Genomic DNA, 21,941 nt, shown 5'->3' on the forward strand with positions numbered 1-21,941 from the left:
TGAGGGGGGAAGTTTGTGTACAAAGTAATTGCGAAGAGGCTTTTAAATGCAATTCCGCTTTTATTTGTTATTTCTATTATTTCTTTTCTATTAATAAAACTAGCACCGGGGGATCCGGTTCGAAACTTTGTAACGCCAAACATGAGTCCAATTGATGTGGAGCGTATTCGCAAAAGTTTAGGACTAGATCAACCAATTTACGTGCAGTATTTTTTATGGTTAAAAAACATTTTAACAGGAAACTTTGGTTACTCACTTCAAAATCATCGTCCTGTTTTGGAACTTATCACAGAAAGATTACCTGCAACAATTGGGTTAATGGGATCATCTTTACTCGTCTCATTCCTAATCGCAATACCGCTTGGACTATTTACAGGTGTGAAAAAGAATTCATTCTTTGACCGCATTGTAAACTTTATTTCATACGTTGGTATTTCTATGCCGGTTTTCTGGTTTGCACTACTATTAGTCTACTTATTCTCTTTAAAATTGAACCTACTTCCGAGTATGGGTATGCGCACCGTTGGTAAAGATTCTGTCTGGGATATTGTGCAACACGGCATTTTACCTTGTATGGTGCTAGCGTTCCAAAACGTATCTGTTTATATGAGATATATTCGTTCAAGTACGATTCAGCAATTAGAAGAAGAATATGTACAAATTCAATATGCGTACGGCGCTTCAAAGAAAACAGTGTTATTTAATCACGTACTTCGAAATGTACTAATACCGATCATTACAATTTTCGGATTATCGATTCCAAGTTTAGTAGGTGGAGCATTTATTACGGAAACAGTATTTTCATGGCCGGGTCTTGGTTCACTTGGGGTAAATGCTATTTTTAGATTTGATTATCCGATTATCATGGCAATTACATTACTATCATCATTCATGTTAATTCTCGGTAACTTAATTGCTGATATTTTATATGGCGTAGTAGATCCGCGCATTCGAATGAGGGGGTGATTTGGAATGAATAATAGGAGATTTCAAACGATCAAACATATCTTTACGAAAAATAAGTTTGTTGCAATGGGAGTTATTATACTTGCGGTTTTAACGGTCGCATCAATTTTCGCATTCGTATCGCCGTACGATCCTAGTAAAATGTCAATTCCAGATCGCTTACAAGAACCAAGTATGAGTCATCCTTTCGGAACGGATGATTACGGAAGGGATTACTTAACGAGAGCGTTATATGGCGGACGAGTTTCACTTGCGGTCGGTTTCCTTGCGATGGTTGTTTCTATTACAATCGGGACCGCAGTCGGAACAATTAGCGGATATTTTGGAGGAAAGTTAGACAACTTTTTAATGCGAGTTGTTGAAGTACTTATGTCAATTCCATCATTCTTTTTAATGCTACTATTAAATGCGTATTTAAAACCAGGAATTACGACGTTAGTTCTTATTATCGGATTACTAACATGGATGGACACCGCGCGCATTGTAAGGGCAGAAACGTTATCTGTAAAAGAGCGTGAGTACGTTTTATACGCAAAAGTATCAGGACAAAAATCACTTATGATTATTGTAAGACATATCATTCCTAACATTTTATCAACCATTATTATCGCCGCGACATTAACGATTGCGACATCGATTTTAATGGAATCATCACTTAGTTTCTTAGGTTTAGGTATTAGAGAACCAGATTCTTCTTGGGGCAGCATGCTAAACAATGCGCAAGGATATATTGGTGAAGCTTGGTATTTAACGCTCTTCCCAGGATTTCTTATCCTTTTAACGGTACTGAGTTTTAACGTAATTGGTGAAGCGTTGAAGAAAGCTTTCGCACCAAAAGGAGCCGGACATGAAAACTAAAGTGTTAAGTGAAAGGAGTGAGAAGCGTGTCTGAAAAACTACTAGAAGTGAAAAATTTAAAGACTTCTTTTTTCATAGAAAGTGGCGAAGTTGAAGCGGTTCGCGGCGTTACATTTCGCTTAAATAAAGGAGAAGTAGTCGGTATCGTTGGGGAATCTGGAAGCGGAAAGAGTGTAATGGCGAAGTCTGTTATGTCTCTCGTTACGTCACCAGGAAAAGTGAAAGAAGGGGAAATCCTTTTTCATAATGAAAACATACTTTCTAAATCTGAAAAAGAATTACGTTCTATTAGAGGAAATCAAATTTCACTTATCTCTCAAGACCCAATGTCAGCGCTAAATCCGGTCGTGAAAATTGGGAAACAAATGATGGAAGTAATTATACGTCATCAAAAAGTGAAAAAGAAAGAAGCAGAGCAGATCGCGATTAACTTGTTAAAACAAGTCGGCCTTTCGTCGCCAGAAGAAAGGGTAAAACAATATCCGCATGAACTAAGCGGCGGTATGAAGCAGCGGGTTATGATCGCAATGGCTATGTCGTGTAACCCGGACCTTCTCATTGCGGACGAACCGACGACTGCACTTGATGTAACGATACAAGCACAAATACTAGATTTAATGAAAAACTTAAAGAACGAAACGAATATGGCGTTACTTCTTATTACGCATGACTTAGGAATTGTCGCGCAAAACTGTGCGCGCGTCATCGTTATGTACGGCGGGCTTATTATGGAAGAAGGACCTGTACTTGATATTTTCCAATCGCCGAATCATCCATATACGAAAGGGCTATTAAACTCTTTGCCAAAAATAGCGAACGGCGTAAAAGAAAGACTCGCTCCTATTCAAGGTGTAACGCCAAACTTATTAAACCCGCCACAAGGTTGCCCATTCGCAGAGCGTTGCCCGCATGCGATGGACATTTGTGAAAAAGAACGTCCGCCATATTTTGAAATCGGAAACGAAAGACGTTCCATGTGCTGGTTAAACGATAAGACAGTAGGTGATTTCCATGCATGAAGAAAACTTAATTGAAGTTCGGAACTTAAAAAAGTATTTTCCTATTAAAAAAGGACTATTTGGCAGGAAAACAGAGCAATTAAAAGCAGTCGATGACCTTAGCTTCACCATTAAAAAAGGTGAAACATTCGGGTTAGTAGGAGAATCTGGCTGCGGAAAATCAACGACAGGAAGAAGTATCATTCGCTTACACGATGTCACTTCAGGTAACGTTTTATTTGAAGGAAAAGATATCGCAAGTTTAAAGGAAAGTGAACTAAAAGAATATCGAAAACGAATGCAAATCATTTTCCAAGATCCATACGCATCATTAAATCCGGCAATGAATGTATTCCAAATTATTAGCGAGCCAATGAATATTCACGGTTCCTACGAAAAAGAAGAACAAAAAGAAATCATTTTAGACCTTCTGAAAAAGGTAGGATTAAAAGAAGAACATTTATATCGCTACCCGCACGAATTTAGTGGAGGCCAGCGCCAGCGCATTAGCATCGCGCGCGCACTATCTGTAAAACCAGACTTTATCCTATGTGACGAACCAATCTCAGCACTCGATGTCTCAGTCCAAGCACAAGTCGTAAACATGCTGCAAGACATCCAAGAAGAAACAGGAGTCACATACTTATTCATCGCACATGACCTATCGATGGTAAGGCACATATCAGACCGAATCGGAGTCATGTACTTAGGAAACATAGTAGAAATTGCCGATAGTGAAGACCTATACACAAAACCGGCACATCCATACACACAAGCACTACTCTCATCTATGCCAGAACCAGATCCAACAAACACTGGTAAAGAACGGATCATCCTAGAGGGAGAAGTACCAAGCCCACTAAACTCACCATCCGGCTGCAAATTCAGAACGCGATGCAAATTCGCCACTGAAAAATGCGCGCAGGAAGTACCGAAGATGGTTGAGATTGCGAAGGGGCATCAGGTGGCTTGTCATTTGTTTTAGAGGGAGAGCACTAGGGGGACCTGGTGCTTTTTTTCTTTGTAGGTGAACGTGATGTGGGATTGGTTGTTAGTTTAGGAGATAACGCGCTCGAAATTTGTCGGTAAATCGATATGTTGTGTCGAAACGTTGATATATTCGGAGTTACGATCGATATAATCGAATAATCGTTGATATATTTTTTTTAAGAGTGGGATTGGTTGTAGATTAATGTAGAAATTTAATGTTTTCGAAAAAAAGAATTGACTTCTATATTAGTTGTAACTAAAATAGTTACATAAAGATGTAATCATTTTAGTTACAACTAATATCTGCTAAAAATATGATTTATATATTTAATTAAGGATGGTGGTCCATACGTTGCCACTCGGTGTAGAAAGTTACTAACACATTCAAATCAATGCATATTCTAAGCTTTAGTATTTTCTGTTACGGGGCAATAAGGTGCAACGTTATCTTTTGTAAAAAACCTTGGTGGATCTTTCTTTGGAAATATTAGTTTTGGGGAAATATAGTAAGGTATCTAAAAAAGAACAAGGTATAAAAAGATGTACTTATATAAACCAAAAATTTAGTTGAGCTGGATAATAAAAAAAAGGTAGGAGATTTAAATGGAGACGAAACAAGATAACCTTATTTACGTATGGGATGCATATTGTGGATGGTGCTATGGTTTTTCAGAAAGTATTAAAGGATTTTACAAAAACCACACTGAAGTGCCATTAACGGTTTTATGTGGAGGGTTATTTTTAGATAATTTACCAATGAAAAACTTCTCATATATAGAAGAAGGAAATAAAAGAATTAATCAACTTACAGGTGCTGAATTTGGTCCTTCATATCAAAAATTGGTGGAGGAAGGGACTTTTAAAATGAATTCGAAAGATGCTGCAATTGGTTTTTCAGCTTTACGCTCATTAGCGCCAGACCGTTTATTAGAATTCACTTCGGCTATGCAAAAAGCGTTTTATTATGAGGGCCAAAGTCTGAGTGATCCTGAAACGTATCGCAAAATTGCAATCGAGCATGGTTTGGACCCTGAACAAGTATTAGAACGTTTAAACGCTCAAGAAACAATAATAGATGTCCAAAATGATTTCAATAAAGTTCGACAGCTTGGTGTTAATAGCTATCCTTCCTTACTTTTACAAAAGGATAATCAAATTATTCCTATTGGTGGTGGCGTAATGACGCCGGATAAAATTGAAGCGCGTTTTAAAAATTTATATTAAGAAAATTTAGGATATAGTAGCAAACATGTTATCTTAGGCCACCTGACATTCATCTCCGGAATATTCGCCAGTACTATTACACTTTCAGATGAATGGGAGTGGGAGATTTTATCCCGCTTTAACGGGCAGTAAGACCCCCACCTCAAAATTCAGTGGAAGCAAAGAAGTTAGGTGGGGGATCAACTGTCCGTAAAAGTCCGATTGGTTCAACTAATAATCAGTGGGGGATGAACAAAACCCCCACTGATTAAAGTTTCACTTTATCGGAACAAGATAAAAATATGATAATTAGTTAATAACTTTAACAAAAGGAGAATAACATACTATGTTTAAAACAATCGATACAAATCAACAAGATGTGAAATTAACGGTGTTTAGTTCGGATGAAAAAAGCTTTATGGTCACAGCAACATTAGTTGAGAAAGCAGGACATGCATTTTTAATAAACTCAAAATTTACTCAATCTGATTCGAAAGAAATTGTAGAGTATTTGAAAAAAAACAACTTATCTCTAGATCAAATCTTTATTATTCATGGGGATCCAGACTACTACTTTGGATTAGAGAGCATTAAAGCCGTTTACCCAGAAGCTATAGCGTATGCAACAGAGTCTACTGTTGAACATATCGTTCATTCTGTCTTAGGGAAATTAAAAGTTTGGAAAGACGTCCTTGGAGAAAATGCACCAAGTAACGTGGTATTACCTCAAGTGTTTAAAGAAAACACAATTGATTTTCAGGGGCTAACATTTGAACTAGTAGGCTTAGATCATTACAGAACTAGCTTATTTAATAAAGAGCTGAAAGTATTAATTGGTGGTATTGATGTATTTAACGAAATACATGTATTCTTAGCGGATACTAGCTCAAAAGCCGCGATGGAGGCGTGGATTGAGAACTTGAAAGTGTTACAAGCATTACATGCTGACATAATTGTACCTAGCCATGGATCAATCGAAAAATCCCTAAATAATCAAGCACTTACTGCGACAATGGATTATCTAAGAACTGCGGTTCAAGCTTCTGAGGAAAGTGGAACTTCAAAAGATTTTGTGGCAAAACTTGAAGCAGCATATCCAGACTATGCAAATAAAGGTGTATTAGAATTAAGTGCAAAAGTTGTAACAAAAGAAATGCCTTGGGGTTAATGATATGAATAAATATCAAAAACTATTACATGAAACGTATGTGTTAACTGGCGAAGGGAAATTGGATGCGTTCAAAACGTATTTAAGTGAAAATGTATCTTGGACAGAAGCTGCTGGGTTTCCATATGCAGGTACTTATATAGGTCCAGATGAAGTAGTGAAAAACGTACATGAACGTCTTGGCACGGAATGGGATGACTATAGCGCTAAAGATGAAATTTATACTTTTAATAACGATACTGTTATTGTGTATGGAAAATATAGTGGAACATATAAAGCTACAGGGAAGTCATTTGTAGCAGATTTTTGTCATCTTTATAAGTTTGATGAGAACGATAAGGTTAAGAAGTTTATTCAAATTGTGGACAGTGCAACTGTTAATGAGGTATTAAGTTAGAGCTAATCGTTTCTAATATGTCTTGTATAGGGGGGCTAGGATAAATGAAATTCCTAACATTACCCCTAACATTACATTTTGGGGAAGGTTTCTCCTTCTTCAAACTTTTTATAGAAGAAAACTTATTTAAGTAGAAGAGGTAGGTATATATGAAATTAGAGAAAAGTTTAATCATAACAATTATTTCTGTATTTATTTTAGGAGTAGTTTCGACTTTGGTATATCAAGCTTTCACCGGTAATAACAAAGGGAACTCAATAAAGAGCGAGAATGTTGCTTCTGTATCAAAAGAAGTGAAAGAAAATGAAAAGAATAAAAAGATGGTAGTTGATTTCTATAATGAAGTTTTTAACAAACATAATATCGATATTATCCCTAAATATGTTAGTGAAGATTATCAGCAACATAATCCTTTTGTTGCTGATGGACGAAAAGCCTTCATGGATTTCTTTAAGGAGGATTTTGTTAAAAATCCTAATTCCTCTGCAGAGATTAAACGTGTAGTAGCTGAAGGGGATACAGTTGCTCTTCATGTACACTCTCGTACTAATTCTCAAGATAAGGGAGTTGCTATAGTGGATATATTTCGTATCAAGGATGGAAAGATTGTCGAACACTGGGATGTAATTCAAGAGATTCCAAGTGAAGCAGCTAATGATAATACGGTGTTTTAGATAGAAGATATATTTAATAATTGTTTAATTGATAGTGCTGTATAGAATTTAGAAATTTAGATAAGTAAAGGAGATGTCCTAGTACCATGCCTGGGACATCTCCTTTTTGTTTTAACGAGATTTAATTTATTGTTACTTGTATTTTTTTATGTACTACTATTCGATTACACATCATTTCAGGCGGTTTTCTTTTATCCCGCATTAATGGGCAGTAAGATCCCCACCTCTTTTAATTCTTCAATTAATAAAAAGTTTGCTTTCAAATTAGAAAGGGTTAGTCCCTCACACCCAAAAACAAAGGGGAACTCAATTATTCAAATTCATATAAAGTTTCAATCTTGTCTAAGCATCCATTAGGATATACAACTGATCATCTATTTTTCTTTACATAATCTCCAGATGCAGTCCATATCAACTATAGATTCTTGTCTTATGCTAAATGTAATCAAAAAGCAAGTAGATAAAGATAATGACTAAAACATTAACTCTAGATACTTTTTTGATGAATATTACAAATAAACAGGAGGTAATGAAAAATGATTAAAACATTATTAGCAGGAGCACTTTTAAGTACAGGATTGGTAGCGGGAGGTGCAGATGATGCGAAAATGGACAATTTAAAGTCAAATGAAGATAGTTCAAATCAAGTAATTACACAGAGTGTAGATGGAACAACGTCTTTCTCACAAAACTTTGATTTACCTAAAGATGCAGTGCCAGCAACTCCTAAAGGAAACGCAAAAACAGTTGAAAGAACAGAGGGTACAGGTTCTCAAGAAGGAAAAATGGTACCAGCAAAAGAAGGAAATTAAATAATATATAGTTATAACGAGGAGCATCCAAAAAGTGGTGCTCTTTTTATATTATAGGGATTAACCAGTTTTACTGAATATAGAACTGTAGGAGGAATTGAGACTAGAACATGGGGGCCTATCTCTTCAAATCATGGTGTTTAGGGCAATAGTTTTGGTGGTAACGTTACAATACAAACATTTTATTAGAGATTTTCTAAATTTACATACACTCTAGATAGACTACATATCAACTTCAGATACCTGTTTTATGATACAAGTAATCAAACAAAAGGAGGGCATACAAAATGATTAAAACAGTATTAACAGGGCACTCTTTTAAGTACAGGAGATTATTAGCAGGTGGAGCAAATGTTGAAGATGTACAGACAGATAAGCATATTCCATATGAACAAGATGAATTGCAGCGAACTCTAGAAAAGTACGATTCGAAGAAGTTTGAGTTATAAAAAGAAAATAGATAAATGAACAAGAGAAAAGTATTTTTATTTTCATTTGGATATAGGACTTGAATCAAACTTTTATACTAAAATATATAGGGCAAAAAGGAGGGAGTACATTGCACAAAATTATTTATGGAATATTAATTTTAATATATACTTTGTATTCATTTTTTGTAAGTGATGGAAGTGAAGTAAGGTTTATTATGCTGTTAACTATAGTACTTATCTTTTCTGTGGTTTTAGAAAAAGGAAATGCAAACAAAAAGACTGATTAAGGATCGTTTTGTTTGCATTTTTTTAATTGGCTATTACAGTCCAGATGTTTTAGGGGGAGCACCAAACTTCATTTTGGGGGCACTATTAAATTTTTAGTTGATGAAAATACGGTGCAACTCCTACTAGAGAAAACACCGCCTAAAATAGAAAACTTTTAACCTATTATCCTCTATTCCGTAGCTTTTAAGGTATTTAACACGACTTTGGTTGCATCTGCAATAAGTTTATCGTCGTATTTAGCATCTTCTTTATCATGATTAGAAAGTATAGCAAGAACAATTGGTTTTTTATTTGGTGGCCAAATAATTGCGATATCATTTCTTGTTCCGTAAGATCCCGCACCTGTTTTATCAGCTACTTCCCATCCTTTTGGTACGCCCGCACGAATCAATTTATCTCCAGTTGTATTTCTCTTCATCCAATCTACTAATAGTTCACGTTTTTCTGTTGGAAGTGCAGTCCCTAATGTAAATGATTGAAGCGTCTTAGCTATTGCTTCTGGTGTACTGGTATCATGTGTTTCTCCTGGATGCACTTCATTTAATTCAGGTTCAAATCGTTCTGAAGTAGTAACAGTATCTCCCATTTCTCTCAAGATTTTTTCAAATTCAGAGGGACCTCCTAACTGTTTAAGAATCAAATTATGTGCTGTGCTGTCACTATATCGAACTGAAGCATCTGCAAGTTCTTTTAACGTCATTCCTGTATCAACATGCTTTTCAGTAATTGGATTATAATTAGAAAGATCTTCATGAGTATACGTAATTCTTTGATCAAGAGCTTCTAATGAGTTCTTGCGTAAAAGAGCGCCCACAGCTAATGATTTAGATGTAGATGCAAACGCAAAACGATCATCTGAATGATAAGCAATCGTTTGATTCGTACCTGTGTCCAGTGCATAAATACCAAGCTTAGCATCATATTCTTTTTCAAGTTTAGCAAAAGATAGACTTCCTGTATTTTCTTGTTTAATTTGATTAGCTTGATTCGTTTGTTTAGGTGGTTCAGATTGAGCATTACTATTGGAACAGCCTATAAGTGATACACATGAAAGTAATACTACAGGTACAATCTTTTTGTAATGTAAAATGTTATAGAACTTGTTTAAAACGAACATAAATTTTCAACCTCTTTCAAGAATATATGGATTTTGTCTAGGTATTCTAAATACCGATGTAATTAAAGATGACATAAGGTAACAATACTACTGCAGCTGAAATTTCACAGGTTAAATGACATCCAAAACGTTTATCCCGCTATTTGCCGGGCAGTAAGACCCCCGCTGATTAAATTTTCACTTTATATGATTGATAAGTCACAGTTTGCGTTATTTCTTTTTTGTTTCCACTTGTAATGGTTCACCTGTGAAAGTATTACAATACATGTTTTTTACTTTTGGGAATAATAAGTCCTTTCATTTTTTTGTAATACATAAAAATAGATGTCAAACGGGATATGTTGTATCCAATCTGGACAACTCATATTAGAAATACACTTATTAGACACTCTAAGTAATAAATTTGTTCCACTTTAAGATGAGGAAGAATTTGGGGTTTGTAAAATAACAATGGAACTACGTGTTTTTTCGTCATACAAAAACCTCTACATATAAGTAGAGGTTTTTAAATTGCATATTAATGAATTATGCTTTTTCAGATAAACGAAGATAATAGAATACATAATTTTAACTAGATTTATTGTTAACTAATTTATCCCCACCAAGCTCCGCCTCAATCTGCGAAGTCTTCGATGACTCATCCATACGCCAATACGTAATAAAGCTGATCGCGATACATCCAGCTACGTAGAAGTAGAATAGTGATTCCATTCCGATACTTTTTAGCCATAATGCGATGAACTCAGCAGTTCCGCCGAATATCGCAACTGTGAGGGCATATGGTAAACCTACGCCTAGTGCACGAATTTCAGTTGGGAAGAGTTCTGCTTTTACAATTGCGTTAATTGATGTGTAACCAGTAACGATAATGAGACCGACCATCATGAGTAAAAATGCTACGATTGGTTCTGTCGTTTTTTCCATGAAGAAGAAGATCGGTGCTGTTAGTAATGTTCCGAGAATACCGAATGCCATTAATAGTGGACGGCGTCCGATTTTATCGGATAGTAATCCTGCAATTGGTTGAAGTACGACGAAAATAAGTAGTGCGACAAAGTTAATCCAGCTTACAACTTCTTTCGGAAGGCCGACTGTGTTTACCATAAACTTTTGTAAATATGTTGTGTACGTATAAAATGCAACAGTGCCTCCTAATGTTAGGCCGACTACTGTTAATACTGCTTTCGGGTGTTTCATAAGTGCACGAACGGTTCCTGCGCTTTCGCGTTTTTGTGATTTTATGTTTGAGAACTGCTCCGACTCATCCATCGTACGGCGAAGCCATAATACAGCTACTGCACCCATCGCTCCAATAATGAATGGAATACGCCATCCCCAAGCTTTCATATCTGGTTCGCTTAGTAATTGCTGAAGAACAATTTGAACACCTAACGCCACCATCTGTCCAGCAACGAGGGTTACATATTGGAAACTTGAATAAAAACCACGGCGTCCACTACTAGCCATTTCAGATAAATACGTTGCGGAAGTTCCATACTCTCCGCCGAGTGACAACCCTTGAAGTAAACGAGCAAGAACTAAAATAATAGGGGCCATAATACCGATACTTTCGTAACTCGGTGTACAGGCAATAATTAAAGAACCACCGGCCATAACCGTAATGGAGAGGGTTAATGCCGCCCGGCGTCCGTGCCGATCTGCATAGCGTCCCATTAATAAACTGCCGATAGGGCGCATTAAAAATCCAACTGCGAAAATAGCCGCTGTGTTCAGTAACTGACTCGTTGGATCTCCTTTAGGAAAGAACTCTGCTGAAAAATAAACGGCGAAAGCAGAGTAAACGTACCAGTCGTACCATTCAATTAAATTACCGACAGAACCTTTAAAGATATTGCCGGCGACTCGGTTAGATTTTGCTTGAGCCATACTAATTCCTCCTCTTGCTTAGTCATAAAAGGTATATATGAAAGCGTGTTCATTGTATTTGAATTGTACTGTTCTTTATTTAAAATCTCAATATTATGACAATTTTATTCTTTTTGTACTTTATGTACATGGATATTTTTAATAGTTGCTTCATTTTCAGTTTTGTCATAATAATAGAAAAAGGAGATTGATAGTTTTGAATATTTTATCAAAGGATATGAAGCATGAAAAAATCACGCAAAGTGTCATTACAAACGAAAATAGTAAGCTTAATTATTGCGTTAATTTTATTTATCGTTCTCCTATTAGCGGGGATCTTTGTTTACATTCAGTCCGTTGATACGAAGCGACAAGTGGAACAGTTAGCACTGCAAACAGCGAAGTCGCTTTCTTTTATGCCCGCTATAAAAGAAGCTTTTCAAAATAACGAGCATAAAAGTACGATTCAATCCATTGCGGAACAAGTTCGCGAGCAATCTGGTGCCGATTATGTCATTATAGAAGATCGCTTTGGGGTTATGTATTCCCATTCTAATTCGGATTTAATTGGCACAAAGAGTAACAATCCATATAACTATGAAGCACTCACTTTTGGTGGCTATTATACGCTTGAAGGAAATGGTGAAAGTGGTCCGGCTTTAATGGCGAAAGCTCCCATTATTGTTCATAACGGAGACTATGATCAAGTCGTAGGTGTTGTGACAGTAGAGTTTTTAATAAAAGGTATCGAATCTAACATATTAAGCAGAACGAAAGAAATTATCCTCTTTTCCTTAGCTGTATTACTAGCTGGAATTGTTGGTGGCATTCTTTTAGCGCGTAGCATTCGGAAAGATACACTGGGTTTAGAGCCGAATGAAATTGCAGCGCTATACCGGGAACGAAGTGCAATATTACTATCTATAAAAGAAGGAATTATCGCTATTGATCAAAACGGGTTTATTACGATGATGAATACGTCGGCAGAAGAGATGCTACATGTAAATGATGATTATATGCAGCAACACATTTCAAAGGTTTTACCGGAATTTAATATGGAACGAGTGTTAGAAAGCGATCAAGAAATCGCGTTTCAAGATAAAGTGTTTATTTTAAACATGACGCCGATACTCGAAAATAACAGTACGGTAGGTGTTGTATGTAGTTTTAGAGATAAAACAGAACTGCAAAACTTAGTGAATACGATATCAGAGGTAAGAAAGTATTCTGAGGACTTACGTGCTCAAACGCATGAATTTACAAATAAACTTTTCGTCTTATCAGGATTACTTCAGTTAGGGCACTACAAAGAAGCGATTGAATTTATCCAACAAGAATCTAATATTCATCAAAGCCAAAATCATATTTTATTCCATCAAATTCACGATGCGAAAGTACAAGCTATTTTATTAGGAAAACTCGGAACAGCGTCTGAAAAGAAAATCGATTTTCATATTGAAGGAGATAGCGCGCTTCATCCGTTACCAGACCATATAAAGGTTTCGCATCTTATTACGATTCTTGGAAACATAATCGACAATGCATTTGATGCGGTGAATGAACGAGAGGAAAAGAGTGTTTCCTTCTTTGTTACGGATATTGGACACGATATTGTATTTGAAGTGATAGATAGCGGGATAGGGATACCGGCAGAAAAAATAACGACCATTTTTCAAAAAGGATTTTCAACGAAAGGAACTGATCGTGGTTACGGGCTAGCAAACGTGAAAGAAATGGTAGATCTACTAGAGGGAACAATTGAAATTCAAAACGAGAAAAATGGGGGAGCTATTTTTACAATTTACCTTCCGAAAACATTGAGAGAAAGTATATGACAAACAGGGGGATGGGCACATGTTGAAGGTTGCAATTGCAGAAGATGATTTCCGCGTCGCGCAAATTCAGGAAGAGTTTTTATTGAAAATAAAGGATGTAAAAGTGATTGGAAAAGCATTGAACGCAAAAGAAACGATGGAACTACTACAAAGGGAAGAAATCGATTTGCTTCTATTAGATAATTACTTACCAGATGGAATTGGAACAGACTTATTGCCAAAAATTCATGCTGATTTTCCAAACGTTGACGTCATTATGGTAACGGCGGCGAATGAAAACTATATGCTAGAAAAAGCAATTCGAAACGGCGTAAGCAACTACCTTATAAAACCGGTTACGTTAGAAAAATTCGTTCGCACAATTGAAGACTATAAAAGAAAGAAGCAACTATTACATAGTAACCATGAAGTAAATCAAGCACTCATCGATAATTTCTTCGGCACTTCGCAAACACAAGACATAAAAAACTTACCGACAGGTGTTGATCCGTTAACACTGCAAAAAGTGAAAGGCATTATAAAAGGATTCGAAGAGGGCATTACAATAGAAGAAATGGGAGAACAAATGGGGGCCTCCAGAACAACCGCAAGAAGATATTTAGAATACTTAGTAGCGACCGGCGAATGCACAGTAGAGTACACATACGGCATTATCGGACGACCAGAACGAAAATACCGAATAGGACGAGGGCTATGAAAAAACGATTATTACTATGTATATGGATCATGACAGGAGCAATAACTGGTTGTTCCTCGGAAAAATCCCAAAAGAATAAAGTAAACATAGAGGGAGTAGAAATCGTTGCGCCAAACGTTCCAGGAGCAGGATGGGACTTAACAGCGAGAGCGATGCAAAAAACGCTAACAGAAGAAAAAATCTTCACAAAACCAATCACAGTCACAAACAAAGTAGGTGGCAGCGGTGATGTCGGATGGAAATATACGAAACAAAAAGGCGGTCACGTACTAGCGATTAACTCAAGCTTACTCATAACGAACAACCTACTAGGCCACAGTAAATTAACATATAAAGACTTCACGCCGCTCGCGACACTTGCATCGGACTGGGAAGTCGTTGTCGTATCAAAAGACTCTAGCGTAGAAACCGCAAATCAACTAATGGAACAACTAAAACAAGACAAGAAAAACTTCAAAATCGGCGTTGCCCCCGGCCTAGGAAACGACGATCACCTATCCTTCGTACAAGTAAGCAAAGCCTTCGGCATAAACCCAGCCGAACTACAATTCTTCGTCTACGAAAACAAAGAAAAAATCATAAACGCCCTAACGAACAAACAAATAGGTGCCGCAACCATGACCCTATCCGAAGCCGAAAAACAATACAAAGCCGGCAAAATAAAAATACTAGCCGTATCCGCACCAAAACGACTAGACCGACTATCAGAAATCCCAACATGGAAAGAACAAGGGATCGACGTTGTATTCCAGCACTGGAAAGGAATTATGGGACCAAAAGATATGACGGAGGAAGAGGTTGCTTATTGGGATGGTGTTATTAAGAAGATGGTTGAGAGTGATAGTTGGAAGGGGGTTTTGAGGGAGCGGGGTTGGGAGAGTTTTTATAAGGATAGTGGGGAGAGTAGGGGGTTTTTGGAGGAGAGTAATTTTAGGTATGAAGAGATGGTGAAAAAAGAGGCTTAAGAGGGAAGTATTCAATCATGCTTTATTTTTGTAGTTACTTCTATATAATATAAAAGAGATGAGAGTGTTAGGCTAATTACATTAAAAGGGCTAGATAGGGTTAGATAAAATCTAGCTTACTGATTAAAAATATATTAGTCGTTAAAAGATATAAAAGGCATTTTTCAGTCTATAAAGTGTGGAAACATAAAGTATAGAGTTTCTGTGAGATTTAAGGAGGACATAATGAAGAAAAATATTTATGTTGTTGGAGCAGTAATTGTCCAAGAAGAGAAAATTTTATGTGCGCAAAGAGGACCATCTAAATCGCTACCTCTTATGTGGGAATTTCCAGGTGGGAAAATAGAAGAGGGAGAAACACCTCAAGAGGCTTTAAAGCGTGAAATTGATGAAGAAATGCATTGTAGCGTGCAGATTGGTGAACAAATTGATTATACAGCCTATGAGTATGATTTTGGTATTGTTCATTTGAAAACTTTTTATTGTAAACTTGTTGAAGGAAGTCCGGTTTTAACTGAGCATGTAGCAATTAAATGGTTATATCCGAATGAGCTATCAGCTTTAGAATGGGCACCTGCGGATATCCCAACTATTGAGAAATTATCAAAAGAATCGATTGTAAAGTAATCTTAAAAAAACTATTCGTTTTATACGGATAGTTTTTTATGTTTGTAATAAATTTGCACTTTAAATCAGTGAGTAATACAATTAATATAAAAAATTGTCATAAATGGTGATCATATGGAGGATTTTATTCAAAAATTAGAGGGGTCTTTATATAAAGGGTTTATTGATCAAAAACATAATCATCCCGGAATATATAAACCTAAGTTATTAGTAAATAATACGAAAAAAAATGAAAATGTTTTAAGCTCATTGTTGGAGGAGCTTGAAAACAGTACATCCTTTATTTTCTCAGTGGCTTTTATTACAGAAAGTGGACTGGCGACTTTAAAATCACATTTCCTTGATCTTAAACAAAAAGGGGTTAAAGGACGTATATTAACATCTACATTTTTAAATTTTAATACACCAAAAGTGTTTAGAGAATTAATGAAACTTGAAAATGTAGAAGTAAGATTAACAAACTTATCTGGTTTTCATTCAAAGGGATACATATTTGATAATAAAACACATTGTTCATTAATTGTCGGTAGTTCAAATCTAACTGCACATGCTTTGAAGGTAAACTATGAATGGAACGTTAAGTTAACATCGCATGAAGATGGAGAGATTGTACAGCATTTTAAAAACCAATTTGAAGAAGTTTGGGAGCATTCTCAAGTATTAACCGAAGAGTTGATTGCAAATTACGAAACAATATATGAGCAAGCTGCAGAAAATAAGTTACTAGATCGAGTTATAGAATTACCTGGTCAATATCACAATTCAATTGAAGAAGCTTTGAAAATTACCCCAAATAAAATGCAACAAGCTGCGTTACAAGAAATACAAGCTATTCGAGACGCCGGAAAAGAAAAAGGCTTAGTTATCTCTGCAACAGGAACGGGGAAGACATATCTTTCAGCATTTGATGTCAGAAATTTTGCACCTAAACGGATGTTATTTATTGTTCACCGAGAGCAAATATTAAATAAAGCGAAATCTGATTTTCAAAAAGTTCTTGGTGGGATAGATGAGGACTTTGGAATTTTATCAGGGTCAAATAAACAAATAAATGCTAAATATTTATTTGCGACGATCCAAACCATTTCAAAAGAAGAAAATTTACAGCAATTTGATCCTGGGTTATTTGATTATATTTTAATAGATGAAGTTCATAAAGCAGGTGCTGGTTCTTATCATAGAGTTATTGATTATTTTAAACCGAAATTTTTAATGGGAATGACCGCTACACCTGAACGTACAGATAATTTTAATATTTATGAGCTATTTGATTACAACATTGCTTATGAAATTCGATTGCAAGAAGCACTTGAAGAAGATATGCTTTGTCCTTTCCATTATTTTGGAGTAACTGATTTTGAATATAATGGTGAAAAGATAGATGACACTACTGTTTTATCTAAACTTGTTACGGAAGAACGAGTAGATCATATAGTTGAAAAAGTAAAATATTATGGTTTTTCTGGTGAGAAAGTAACAGGACTAATGTTTTGCAGCCGAAAAGATGAAGCAGAACAATTATCACACGCCTTAAATAATAGAGGTTTTCGCACATTTGCATTAACAGGAGATCATTCCCAAGAGGAAAGAGAATTGCGCGTGAATCAATTAGAAAATGGCATACTTGATTATATTTTAACGGTAGATATATTTAATGAAGGAATTGATATTCCGAGTGTGAATCAAGTTGTTATGTTAAGACAAACTCAATCAAGTATTATCTTTATACAGCAACTGGGGCGTGGACTTCGGAAACATGATTCGAAAGATTTTGTTACGATTATTGATTTCATTGGAAACTATAAAAACAACTATTTAATTCCAATTGCCCTTTCAGGAGATAGATCACAAAATAAAGATAATATACGCAGATATACAAATGACACGAGTTATATTAAAGGTATTTCAACAGTTAACTTTGAGGAGATAGCGAAAAAACAAATCTTTAAAGCTATTAATAATAGTAATTTAACAGCAATGAAAGTATTAAAGGAAGCGTTTGGTGAGTTGAAAAATAGAATAGGAAGAATTCCATATTTATATGACTTTATAGTAAACCATTCTATTGATCCAGTTGTACTTGTAGATGGATATTCGAACTATTATCAGTTCCTATTGAAAATGAAAGAAGATGTGCCTACATTAACAGAGTACGAAAACAAAGTTTTAACAATGCTTTCATTGGAAGTATTAAATGGAAAACGTAAAAACGAAATCGTTTTGTTAGACTTATTATTAAAGAAAGAAAAAGTTGATAAGGATGAGTATGTAAAACAACTTGAACAATCTAATTGCTTAATAGATGATGAAACGATTACTTCAGTACAACGAATTTTTGAATTAGAGTTTTTCTCACAAAACAGTCAAAAGAAATATGGAGAAAAGCCAATTCTCTCTTTACAAAACAATAAGATATATATGTTTAATGATTCTATTCGAAAAAGCTTAGAACAAAATGAATACTTTAAGTATATGGTTATGGACATCGTTAGAAGTTCGAAAGAAAAGGGCAAAAACTATGAGTGTGATAGTAACCTTACTGTATATAAAAAATACTCAAGAAAAGATGTGTGTAAACTTTTAAATTGGCATAATGATGAGAGCTCAACTATGTATGGTTATAAGACAAAATATTATACTTGTCCAATATTTATCACATACCATAAAAATGATGAGGTAGAATCCAGTGTGGACTACGGTGATGAATTCCTTAATCAAGATGTTCTTAAATGGTATACAAGAAGTAATAGAACATTAAAATCGAAGGAAGTTCAAACAATTATTGACGCTAAAGAAAATAATATTGATGTTCATATTTTTGTGAAAAAAGATGATGACGAGGGGAGCGACTTTTACTATTTAGGAAAAGCGAGACCTGATAAAGCAAGTGTAGAACAAACTGAAATGCAAGATAAAAATGGAAAAGAACTACCGGTTGTTACGATGAATATGATTATGGAGAAATCGGTTGATAATAAGCTTTATGATTATTTAAAGGATAGTAATGTTTTGTAGGTAGATTGAATTTTTAATGCTTGTATAGCTCAAAAATGCTTAGTGTGATAGTAGTATTAGTAGATAAGATAAGGCTGTATCAAAATGACATCGTAGTATGTTTTTGATACAGCCTTATTTATTGGATTAAAATGTATGGTTTAAGTAGCTATCCCATGTAAACAGAAAGAAAAGGACTAAATCTTATATGGTATAATTAGAGCATTAAAACCCTAATCCTGGAGGGATTCAAATGCCAACCTACAACAAATTAGTAAGAGATCGCATACCAGAAATTATTGAGAATAACGGAAAGACATTCACAACTAGAATACTGAATGAAAAAGAATATATAGAAGAAGTGAGCAAGAAAACACAAGAGGAGCTAGCTGAGTATTTAGAGGCTGAAAGTAAAGAGCATAAAGTAGAAGAATTAGCTGATTTATTAGAGTTAGTGAATGCATTAGCACAATATGAAGGCGTAACGTTAGAGGATGTTGAGCAAGTACGTAAACAGAAGGCCGAAAAGCGTGGTGGTTTTCAGGAAAGAATTTTTTTAGTTGAGGTACATGATGACTAATGTCCAGCTCGTTACGAATAATTTGATCCATAAGCTAGAGCGCTATATGGATGATGCAAAATCGATATATATTTTAACTTCGTTTGTTATGAAATCAGGCGTAGATGTCTTAGCCTCTTTTTTGCGGAAAGCAGCAGAAAAGAATGTAGATATTAAGATTTGTACAGGAGATTATTTGTATATTACGCAACCAGATGCTTTAGAGAAATTGTATGAAATTCATCCTGATATTGATATTCGACTGTGGAGGAGTGCAGGAAAATCATTTCATCCGAAGGCTTATTTATTTGAGCATGAGAGCGAAGGAGTTATGATTGTTGGTTCTTCTAATATGTCTCGTTCCGCGCTAACAAGTGGTGTGGAATGGAGCTTGCTTGTGAAAGAGAGTGTTGGAGAGGGAGCCTTTTCGGAGGCGATTGATCAATTTTTACATATTCATATGAATGAAGCAACTCAGCCTATTAATATAGAAACAATTAAACAATATCGTAAAGAGTATGAAGAATTTCATACAACTCATTCAAGTTTAGTCCGAACTTGGACAAAGCAAGAAGAGATTGAAATGATGATTCCCTCGGGACAAGAGGATTATACTGCGAGATCAGGAGTAGAAATTGAATTAGAGGAATCAGCTGTATATGAAACAAAGATTGCACCACGCTTTGCACAATTACCTGCATTGGAACAATTAGAGAATGTATTGGAAGAAGGATACAACAAAGCGATGGTTGTTATGGCAACTGGACTTGGTAAGACTTATTTAGCTGCTTTTTTTGCAAAACGCTTTAAGCGAGTTTTATTTATTGCGCATTTAGAAGAAATATTAAATCAAGCAGAAAAATCTTTTCTACGTGTAATCGATAATAAGACTACGGGGATTTATAATGGAAAGAAAAAGGAAGGCGAGAAGGATGTTGTTTTTGCATCTATTCAAACGTTGAGTAGAAAGCGTCACTTAGAAAACTTCTCACCTAATGATTTTGACCTTATTATTGTAGACGAGTTCCATCATGCTGCAGCTAACAGTTATCAAAGAGTACTAGATTATTTTGATCCTAACTTCTTATTGGGAATAACGGCAACACCAGATCGAAATGATTTTCGTGATATTTATTCGATTTGTGATGGGAACGTTGCATATCGAATTGATTTTATGGAAGCGATTCAGCGTGGATGGTTATCTCCATTTCACTATTATGGAGTACATGATGATACTGACTACTCACAAATACGTTGGATAGGCAATAAGTATGATCGTGAGGAACTTGAGCAAGTGCAGTTGAGAGAGGAACTCGCCTTAAATATTTTAGAAGCTTGGAAGAAATATAAAAAAACTAGAACAATTGTCTTTTGCTCTAGTATTAGGCAAGCAGTCTTTTTATCTATATATTTTAATGAGAGCGGTTATAGTACAATTTCACTTCATTCGGAAACAAAACATATTTCGAGAGAAGATGCGATTAAACAGCTGGATAATAATGAACTAGATGCTATTTTTACAGTAGATTTATTTAACGAAGGTGTTGATATTCCATCTGTCGATACACTTTTATTTGTTCGCCCAACAGAATCATTAACAATTTTCACGCAACAAATTGGTCGTGGTTTACGATTGCATGAGCATAAGGAGTATTGTGTTGTAATTGATTTAATTGCAAATTATCGAAATGCAGATATAAAAATGCAAATGCTTCGAGTGGATGATGGAAAGACGAAAGGAAATGGTACACAAAATATATTGCCAGATGGATGTACAGTAGAATTTGAATTAGAAGCAAAGCAGTTATTAGATGAATTACTGAAAAAGAAAATGCCGAGAAAAGAAAAATTGCAACATAGCTATCAAACTGTAAAAATGGATCTTGGACGTCGACCTACATATTTAGAATTACATAAACTTGGTATAGAAGAGAGTAAAGAATATCGCCAAGAGTTTAAATCATATGTTGGCTTTTTAGCATGGAATGATGAATTAACAGAACTTGAAAAAACAGTGTTTTTACATTGTGAAGCGTGGTTGCAAGAAGTTGAAAAAACAGGAATGGCAAAAAGTTATAAAATGCTATTATTGTTGGCGATGTTGCAACGTGGAAAAGAAAGATGGTACCATCCTATCTCATCAGAAGAAGTTGCACCATTCTTCTATCAGTTTTTAATGGAAAAAGAATACCGCAAGAAAATAGATTTTAGTGACAAGCAAGCACAACGTATGTGGGAATATGATGAAGAAAAAGTTAGTAAACTAATCGCTACAATGCCAATGACAAAATGGAGTGGTAGTTCGAAAGGTTTATTATCATTTGATGAAAACTTCTTTTCTCTAAATATGGATGTTAGAAAAGAAGATGAAGAGATCTTATTCGAATGGACGAAGGAGATATGTGAATATCGTCTTCATACATACTTTGAAAGAAGGACAGCAACACTGAAATAAGTGTTGCTGTTTTTAAATTAAAATTCCCCTTGCACCTCCCC

Annotated in this window: 19 protein-coding genes and 1 pseudogene; 18 read left to right on the forward strand and 2 right to left on the reverse strand. The window is 35.4% G+C overall.

Features of this window, described 5'->3' with window-relative positions:
- Window positions 1-15 precede the first annotated feature (15 nt).
- The 11 genes and pseudogenes from ACW0JX_RS04755 (at window position 16) to ACW0JX_RS04805 (ending at window position 8,784) form a co-directional block, all read left to right on the forward strand.
- Complete coding sequence (locus ACW0JX_RS04755) at window positions 16-966, forward strand: ABC transporter permease (RefSeq protein WP_459245425.1); 951 nt, start codon at window positions 16-18, stop codon at window positions 964-966.
- A 6-nt stretch (window positions 967-972) separates the two neighbouring features.
- The gene (locus ACW0JX_RS04760) at window positions 973-1,824 is read left to right on the forward strand and encodes an ABC transporter permease (protein WP_459245426.1); all 852 of its coding nucleotides are present in this window, start codon (window positions 973-975) and stop codon (window positions 1,822-1,824) included.
- A gap of 26 nt (window positions 1,825-1,850) precedes the next feature.
- Window positions 1,851-2,843, forward strand: a complete 993-nt coding sequence (locus tag ACW0JX_RS04765; protein WP_459245427.1) for an ABC transporter ATP-binding protein — start codon at window positions 1,851-1,853, stop codon at window positions 2,841-2,843.
- A complete protein-coding gene (locus ACW0JX_RS04770; RefSeq protein ID WP_459245428.1) occupies window positions 2,836-3,807 on the forward strand; it encodes an ABC transporter ATP-binding protein in 972 nt (323 codons plus the stop codon). The genes ACW0JX_RS04765 and ACW0JX_RS04770 overlap by 8 nt, the downstream gene beginning before the upstream one ends.
- A 608-nt stretch (window positions 3,808-4,415) precedes the next feature.
- Complete coding sequence (locus tag ACW0JX_RS04775) at window positions 4,416-5,036, forward strand: DsbA family protein (RefSeq protein ID WP_000448622.1); 621 nt, start codon at window positions 4,416-4,418, stop codon at window positions 5,034-5,036.
- A gap of 325 nt (window positions 5,037-5,361) precedes the next feature.
- Window positions 5,362-6,183: an MBL fold metallo-hydrolase gene (locus ACW0JX_RS04780; protein ID WP_459245429.1), complete on the forward strand. Its 822-nt coding sequence runs from the start codon at window positions 5,362-5,364 to the stop codon at window positions 6,181-6,183.
- 4 nt (window positions 6,184-6,187) lie between these two features.
- Window positions 6,188-6,580: a nuclear transport factor 2 family protein gene (locus tag ACW0JX_RS04785; protein WP_001046364.1), complete on the forward strand. Its 393-nt coding sequence runs from the start codon at window positions 6,188-6,190 to the stop codon at window positions 6,578-6,580.
- Window positions 6,581-6,729: 149 nt separating this feature from the next.
- Entirely contained in the window at window positions 6,730-7,254 is a 525-nt protein-coding gene (locus tag ACW0JX_RS04790) for a nuclear transport factor 2 family protein (protein WP_459245430.1), read from the forward strand.
- A 536-nt stretch (window positions 7,255-7,790) separates the two neighbouring features.
- Window positions 7,791-8,060 (forward strand): annotated as a pseudogene (locus ACW0JX_RS04795) (alpha-ketoglutarate permease); the annotation flags it as partial.
- A 293-nt stretch (window positions 8,061-8,353) separates the two neighbouring features.
- A complete protein-coding gene (locus ACW0JX_RS04800) occupies window positions 8,354-8,515 on the forward strand; it encodes a hypothetical protein (RefSeq protein ID WP_254489087.1) in 162 nt (53 codons plus the stop codon).
- A 110-nt stretch (window positions 8,516-8,625) separates the two neighbouring features.
- Window positions 8,626-8,784, forward strand: coding sequence for a hypothetical protein (locus ACW0JX_RS04805; RefSeq protein ID WP_164083071.1), 159 nt, complete (start codon window positions 8,626-8,628; stop codon window positions 8,782-8,784).
- A 170-nt stretch (window positions 8,785-8,954) separates the two neighbouring features.
- On the opposite strand, the gene blaIII is transcribed toward ACW0JX_RS04805, so the two are convergent.
- Window positions 8,955-9,902, reverse strand: a complete 948-nt coding sequence (blaIII, locus tag ACW0JX_RS04810; RefSeq protein ID WP_254489085.1) for a class A beta-lactamase BlaIII — start codon at window positions 9,900-9,902, stop codon at window positions 8,955-8,957.
- 567 nt (window positions 9,903-10,469) lie between these two features.
- Window positions 10,470-11,789, reverse strand: a complete 1,320-nt coding sequence (locus tag ACW0JX_RS04815) for an MFS transporter (RefSeq protein ID WP_098361260.1) — start codon at window positions 11,787-11,789, stop codon at window positions 10,470-10,472.
- A gap of 224 nt (window positions 11,790-12,013) precedes the next feature.
- Between ACW0JX_RS04815 and ACW0JX_RS04820 the strand changes: the two genes are divergently transcribed.
- The 7 genes from ACW0JX_RS04820 to ACW0JX_RS04850 all read left to right on the forward strand — a co-directional run bounded on the left by ACW0JX_RS04820 (window position 12,014) and on the right by ACW0JX_RS04850 (window position 21,900).
- Window positions 12,014-13,603, forward strand: a complete 1,590-nt coding sequence (locus ACW0JX_RS04820) for an ATP-binding protein (RefSeq protein WP_459245431.1) — start codon at window positions 12,014-12,016, stop codon at window positions 13,601-13,603.
- 19 nt (window positions 13,604-13,622) lie between these two features.
- Complete coding sequence (locus tag ACW0JX_RS04825; RefSeq protein WP_242263976.1) at window positions 13,623-14,300, forward strand: response regulator; 678 nt, start codon at window positions 13,623-13,625, stop codon at window positions 14,298-14,300.
- Entirely contained in the window at window positions 14,297-15,265 is a 969-nt protein-coding gene (locus ACW0JX_RS04830) for a tripartite tricarboxylate transporter substrate binding protein (RefSeq protein ID WP_459245432.1), read from the forward strand. The genes ACW0JX_RS04825 and ACW0JX_RS04830 overlap by 4 nt, the downstream gene beginning before the upstream one ends.
- Before the next feature lie 225 nt (window positions 15,266-15,490).
- Window positions 15,491-15,892 carry a (deoxy)nucleoside triphosphate pyrophosphohydrolase gene (locus ACW0JX_RS04835; protein ID WP_000739615.1) on the forward strand — a complete coding sequence of 134 codons (402 nt, stop codon included), beginning with the start codon at window positions 15,491-15,493 and terminating at the stop codon, window positions 15,890-15,892.
- 114 nt (window positions 15,893-16,006) lie between these two features.
- On the forward strand, window positions 16,007-18,907 hold the full coding sequence (locus ACW0JX_RS04840) for a DUF3427 domain-containing protein (RefSeq protein WP_459245433.1): 2,901 nt from the start codon (window positions 16,007-16,009) through the stop codon (window positions 18,905-18,907).
- A 232-nt stretch (window positions 18,908-19,139) separates the two neighbouring features.
- Window positions 19,140-19,466: a nucleoside triphosphate pyrophosphohydrolase gene (locus ACW0JX_RS04845; protein WP_053565127.1), complete on the forward strand. Its 327-nt coding sequence runs from the start codon at window positions 19,140-19,142 to the stop codon at window positions 19,464-19,466.
- Complete coding sequence (locus ACW0JX_RS04850) at window positions 19,459-21,900, forward strand: DEAD/DEAH box helicase family protein (protein ID WP_459245434.1); 2,442 nt, start codon at window positions 19,459-19,461, stop codon at window positions 21,898-21,900. The genes ACW0JX_RS04845 and ACW0JX_RS04850 overlap by 8 nt, the downstream gene beginning before the upstream one ends.
- Window positions 21,901-21,941 lie beyond the last annotated feature (41 nt).

Source organism: Bacillus sp. C-3-6, from assembly GCF_054509685.1.

What these genes read in the sequence shown, in the direction of transcription:
- ACW0JX_RS04835 (WP_000739615.1), top strand. Translation starts at nt 15,491, where the DNA reads ATGAAGAAAAATATTTATGTTGTTGGAGCAGTAATTGTCCAAGAAGAG.
- ACW0JX_RS04830 (WP_459245432.1), top strand. Translation starts at nt 14,297, where the DNA reads ATGAAAAAACGATTATTACTATGTATATGGATCATGACAGGAGCAATA.
- ACW0JX_RS04845 (WP_053565127.1), top strand. Translation starts at nt 19,140, where the DNA reads ATGCCAACCTACAACAAATTAGTAAGAGATCGCATACCAGAAATTATT.
- ACW0JX_RS04780 (WP_459245429.1), top strand. Translation starts at nt 5,362, where the DNA reads ATGTTTAAAACAATCGATACAAATCAACAAGATGTGAAATTAACGGTG.
- ACW0JX_RS04790 (WP_459245430.1), top strand. Translation starts at nt 6,730, where the DNA reads ATGAAATTAGAGAAAAGTTTAATCATAACAATTATTTCTGTATTTATT.
- ACW0JX_RS04785 (WP_001046364.1), top strand. Translation starts at nt 6,188, where the DNA reads ATGAATAAATATCAAAAACTATTACATGAAACGTATGTGTTAACTGGC.
- ACW0JX_RS04775 (WP_000448622.1), top strand. Translation starts at nt 4,416, where the DNA reads ATGGAGACGAAACAAGATAACCTTATTTACGTATGGGATGCATATTGT.
- ACW0JX_RS04800 (WP_254489087.1), top strand. Translation starts at nt 8,354, where the DNA reads ATGATTAAAACAGTATTAACAGGGCACTCTTTTAAGTACAGGAGATTA.
- ACW0JX_RS04850 (WP_459245434.1), top strand. Translation starts at nt 19,459, where the DNA reads ATGACTAATGTCCAGCTCGTTACGAATAATTTGATCCATAAGCTAGAG.
- ACW0JX_RS04825 (WP_242263976.1), top strand. Translation starts at nt 13,623, where the DNA reads ATGTTGAAGGTTGCAATTGCAGAAGATGATTTCCGCGTCGCGCAAATT.
- ACW0JX_RS04770 (WP_459245428.1), top strand. Translation starts at nt 2,836, where the DNA reads ATGCATGAAGAAAACTTAATTGAAGTTCGGAACTTAAAAAAGTATTTT.
- ACW0JX_RS04840 (WP_459245433.1), top strand. Translation starts at nt 16,007, where the DNA reads ATGGAGGATTTTATTCAAAAATTAGAGGGGTCTTTATATAAAGGGTTT.
- ACW0JX_RS04815 (WP_098361260.1), bottom strand. Translation starts at nt 11,789, where the DNA reads ATGGCTCAAGCAAAATCTAACCGAGTCGCCGGCAATATCTTTAAAGGT.
- blaIII (WP_254489085.1), bottom strand. Translation starts at nt 9,902, where the DNA reads ATGTTCGTTTTAAACAAGTTCTATAACATTTTACATTACAAAAAGATT.
- ACW0JX_RS04760 (WP_459245426.1), top strand. Translation starts at nt 973, where the DNA reads ATGAATAATAGGAGATTTCAAACGATCAAACATATCTTTACGAAAAAT.
- ACW0JX_RS04820 (WP_459245431.1), top strand. Translation starts at nt 12,014, where the DNA reads ATGAAAAAATCACGCAAAGTGTCATTACAAACGAAAATAGTAAGCTTA.